At 52.4% G+C, this 4,328-nt stretch carries 4 protein-coding genes; 3 read left to right on the top strand and 1 reads right to left on the bottom strand.

Annotated features, from left to right (window positions below; genetic code table 11):
* Positions 1-510, top strand: a 510-nt coding sequence (prs, locus tag VB081_RS11020) for a ribose-phosphate diphosphokinase (protein ID WP_323400865.1), incomplete at its 5' end; no start/stop codon positions are given.
* Positions 511-658: 148 nt separating this feature from the next.
* Positions 659-1,930, top strand: a complete 1,272-nt coding sequence (locus VB081_RS11015) for a carboxypeptidase-like regulatory domain-containing protein (protein ID WP_323400864.1) — start codon at positions 659-661, stop codon at positions 1,928-1,930.
* 46 nt (positions 1,931-1,976) lie between these two features.
* On the opposite strand, the gene VB081_RS11010 is transcribed toward VB081_RS11015, so the two are convergent.
* Positions 1,977-3,476 carry a phosphomannomutase/phosphoglucomutase gene (locus tag VB081_RS11010; RefSeq protein WP_323400863.1) on the bottom strand — a complete coding sequence of 500 codons (1,500 nt, stop codon included), beginning with the start codon at positions 3,474-3,476 and terminating at the stop codon, positions 1,977-1,979.
* Positions 3,477-3,675: 199 nt separating this feature from the next.
* On the opposite strand from VB081_RS11010, the gene VB081_RS11005 reads away from it, so the two are divergent.
* Positions 3,676-4,328: rod shape-determining protein (locus VB081_RS11005; protein WP_323400862.1), on the top strand; the 653-nt coding region annotated here is incomplete at its 3' end.

Genomic DNA, 4,328 nt, shown 5'->3' with positions numbered 1-4,328 from the left:
CCGGACGCAGGATTTGCGAAAGCGGCAAGGAAATATGCGGACTATCTGAAAGTGCCTGTCGCGATCGGCGATAAGACGCGCAGCGGGCATGACGAGAATGCGCAGATATTGGAGCTGATCGGCGATGTGGAGGGTAAGAATTGCATCATCGTGGATGACTTCTCCATTTCCGGCGGCACGCTTGTCGATGTGGCGCATATGCTAAAGGCGCGCGGCGCGAAGCGCGTGGTTGCATGTCTTGCGCATATCATGCTGCGTGAAAAGGGCGTAAAGGCGATCAACGACAGCCCGATCGAGTATGTCATTTCCACAGACAGCGTGGAAAATCCGTTTATCATCGGGCAAGAAAAATTCCTTACGGTTTCCGTTGCGCCGCTGTTTGCAGAAGCGGTATACAGGATACATGAGAGGGAATCGGTAAGCACGCTGTTCTCCACTGTACCGGAGAGGGTCAAAGAGGATATCCCGGATGCGCCGGCTTCGTGCGTGTGTGTCTGCGAAGAAGACTAAAGAATTTTTGCACATAAAATCCCTGTTTTTTATAACAGGGATTTTTTTGAAGAACGGGATTGGGAATACGAAATTGCGTTTAGGAACATTTATATGATAGAATACGTCTAATGGTTGTCATGATAAACATAATAACGAGGTGAACCGAATGAAACAGACAAAGAGAATATTGGGGATTCTTCTTGCGATCGTATTGATGCTGGCGATGTTCGCGCCGGTAGCGTTTGCGGAAACTGAGGATCCGCAGCCTACCGATACAGCGGAGCCAACGCAGACAGCTACAGCGGAGCCAACGCAGACAGCTACGCCGACGCCGACACAAAAACCAACGCAAAAACCGACGCCAACGCCGACGCCGACAGCTACGCCAACGCCGACACAAGCACCGACGCAGGAACCCGCTCCTTCGGCTTCGGAAGCGCAGGATATCAACCTGACGATCTATGTATACACGCAGGAGGGAAAGCCTGCTGAGGGGTACAGCGTCATCATAGACAAGAGCTCGCAAACGGCAAACAAGGACGGTATGGTTTCCTTCCCCGGCGTAACGGTGGAGACGCATAATATTTCCGTCAAGGATGCAAGCGGGAAGCTTTCTACAGGCATGCTATATTTGTCGCGTGGCAATACGACGGGCATCACAGAACAGGCCATGGGCGGAAAATACAGTATTTCTGTCGGGCAGGACGTGACGAACGTATATCTTGGAGCAACTTATGTACCGGAGGAGGCCGTGCAGATCTATTCTGCAGGGACATCCAGACCGAACCCGCCCGAAGTGACGGCGACCACAACGCCCATACCCGCGACGGGAAGCTTTAACGTTACCGCGAGTTTTAAGGATTCCGCCGATAAGGCGGTCACGGGCGCTGCTGTTACGGTAGTGGAAAGCGAGCTGCCTACGCCGGCGGTCGGCGTGACGGACGGCAGCGGAAAATTCGTATTCAACAATGCTGCCTTCAAGACGTATGTGTGGACGATCCTTGCGCCGGGAGCCACGGAGGACAGTGCGACGGTGATGAACATCGAATTCCGTCAGGGGACGCAGGCAAAGATCGCAGAAACGACAGGCGAAGGCTATGTGGTGGAAATGCCTTCTACGGCAAAAGACCTGTATATGGATTTTAAGCAGGATGCCAGCGGTAAATTTGTACTGGACAAGGTTTCTGATCAGGCGCCGAGCGGCATCAGTTCTATGTTGGTGGGCATCATCGCCATGATCGTGATCATTGTGATAGTCGTGATCATCATCGTGGTAGTGAACCGCAACAGGAAGAAGAAACGGACGTATCAGGCAAAGCAGAATGAATTCCGCGGCAGGGAAAAGGACTTTGAAGAGCCGAAAGAGGAGTTTAAGGAACCAGAAGGCCCGAAGCGCACGGGCGGCACGAATAAATTTGACGATAGGTCAAGATTCTAAGCAAGCAAAAAGGCGGTGCACAGACACCGCCTTTTTTGATGCAAATTTATACGTTCAGATATTTTTTGACAGGGGATAAGTCAAGCTTATCATACTGCTTCAAGAACGCATACAGCTTTTGCGTGATGACGTAAGCGCCGCCCGGCTCGTCGCTTTCCACATTGACGGGAATGAGCGGGTCGTGCAGGGAAAGGCGGACAAGGAACCAGCCGTTGCCGTGGTCTTTGTCAAAAGAAACGCGGATACCTTCGTGGTTGTCCGGCGCGATCTCAAAGGTCGCGTCCTGCTTCGCGTATGCAGTGAGGTCTTCGATCAACTGGTTGCCATACGCTTTGAAATCTTCCACACCGATATTGAGGCGGAACTCTTTACTTTCCGCCGGTTCCTTTAAGTCGGCGATCAGGTCGGAGATGCTATGCCCGTTCTTCTTGAGCTTTGCCAGCTCGATCAGCAGGCGTGTGACGAGGTAAGCGCCGTCGTCGAGGAAATAATTTTCCTTGAGCGCCGCATGGCCGGACGTTTCGATCGCGAGTTGGGAATCCGTGCCGTTTTCATTCAAACGAATGGATTCGTTGATCACGTTTTTATAACCGCGGCGGAAACGGTGGTGCACGCCACCGTGTGCATGGATGAACTGTGCAAGCCCGCTCGAGGTAATGGAATCCGTTACGATGGCTGTGCCGGGGAATTCCTTTAAAAGAATGGCAGAGATCGCCGCGATGAGGCGGTTTTTGTTGAGCACGCTGCCGCCCTTGTCGACTGCGCCGGCGCGGTCAACGTCCGTATCAAAGATCAGCCCGAAATCTGCACCTGTTTTTTTGACGGCGTCGACAATGCTGTCCATTGCAGCCTGATCTTCCGGGTTGGGAACATGGTTGGGGAATGTTCCGTCCGGATCAAGAAACTGACTGCCCGTCGTATCTGCACCCAGGGGTTTTAAGACTTTGTCCACATAAAAGCCGCCCGCGCCGTTTCCTGCGTCGACAATTATTTTAAAGCCGTCGAAGGGTTTTTCTTCACCTGTTGCGCTGCGGATCTTGTCTGCAAGTATCTTTGCATATACGCTCATGAAATCAGCCTGTGTGACTGTTCCGCCAAGGCCGTCGTCCGCTACAGTGTCAGCGATGTGGATGAGCTCTGCGATATCCTCTTTTTCGAGGCCGCCGCTTTTGGTGAAAAATTTAAGGCCATTGCGGTTCATAGGCAGGTGGCTGGCCGTGACCATCACGGAGCCGTCGCACAAAAAGCCGTCGGTGACGGTGGTCATGAACATGGCAGGGGTGGAAGCCATGCCGCAATCCACAACGTCTGCGCCTGCGCTTACAAAGCCTTCGATGCACGCGGCCTTCAGATCGGGACCTGTGATGCGTGAGTCTGTACCGATCGCAATCTTAGGTTTTCTAGCGCCTGTTTTTTTCTTGAGCCATGCAGCAAACGCAAGAGATAAATCACGCGCCGCCTGCGACGTTAAATTGGTGCCCTCGCCGAGGGCGATGCCGCGGATGTCGCTGCCGTTTTGCAGTTTCCGGTAATCCATAATAAACATTTCCTCCTGTTTGGTGTAAATTAAAACTTTTCAGATACGTTTATTGTAACTGGTATAGGCAGCCAGTTCAAGAGAGAGAATATGACAAAACCGTCATAAAACAGTTGAAATATGAGTGGTGTTGTATTATGATAGATGGTATATAGGCACGTTTTGTGCTATATGAAAAGCAAAGTATGATAAAGTGAGGCTTGCGTGAATGGGCGTGTTCGGAAATTTTAATGATATAGGAATCGACCTGGGTACGGCCACTGTGCTTGTGTACGTCAGGGGAAAGGGGATCGTCCTTCGGGAACCTTCTGTTGTTGCAGTGGACAGGCTGTCGGGCAGGATGCTTGCGATCGGTGAAGAAGCGCGCATCATGCTGGGGCGTACGCCGGGCAACATCGTGGCGGTAAGGCCGCTGCGGGAAGGCGTGATCTCTAACTTCCACGATACGGAAAGAATGCTCCGGTATTTTTTGCGTAAAGTGATTGGCAAGAGGCTGTTCTTTAAGCCGCGCGTTGTGGTATGTGTACCGTCGGGCGTGACCGAAGTGGAAAAACGTTCGGTGATCGAGGCGACGGAGGAGGCAGGCGCGCGTCATACGTGCCTGATCGAAGAACCTATCGCGGCGGCGATTGGTGCGGGCATTGATATCGGCGCACCGCAGGGCAACATGGTACTCGACCTTGGCGGAGGCACGGCGGATATTGCTGTGATCTCTCTTGGCGGCGCTGTCATCAGCGATTCGATCAAGATCGCGGGCGATACGTTTGACGAATATATTTCAAGGTACATCAAGAAAAAATACAATATGCTGATCGGTGAGCGTACGGCAGAGGAGATCAAGATCAACATCGGCAGCGCGTT

The organism is Christensenella sp. (assembly GCF_034927525.1).
GTDB lineage: Bacteria > Bacillota > Clostridia > Christensenellales > Christensenellaceae > Christensenella.
Note: the sequence above shows the minus strand (reverse complement) of the source record. Positions and strands in the feature narration are given on the sequence as shown.

What these genes read in the sequence shown, in the direction of transcription:
- VB081_RS11015 (WP_323400864.1), top strand. Translation starts at nt 659, where the DNA reads ATGAAACAGACAAAGAGAATATTGGGGATTCTTCTTGCGATCGTATTG.
- VB081_RS11010 (WP_323400863.1), bottom strand. Translation starts at nt 3,476, where the DNA reads ATGTTTATTATGGATTACCGGAAACTGCAAAACGGCAGCGACATCCGC.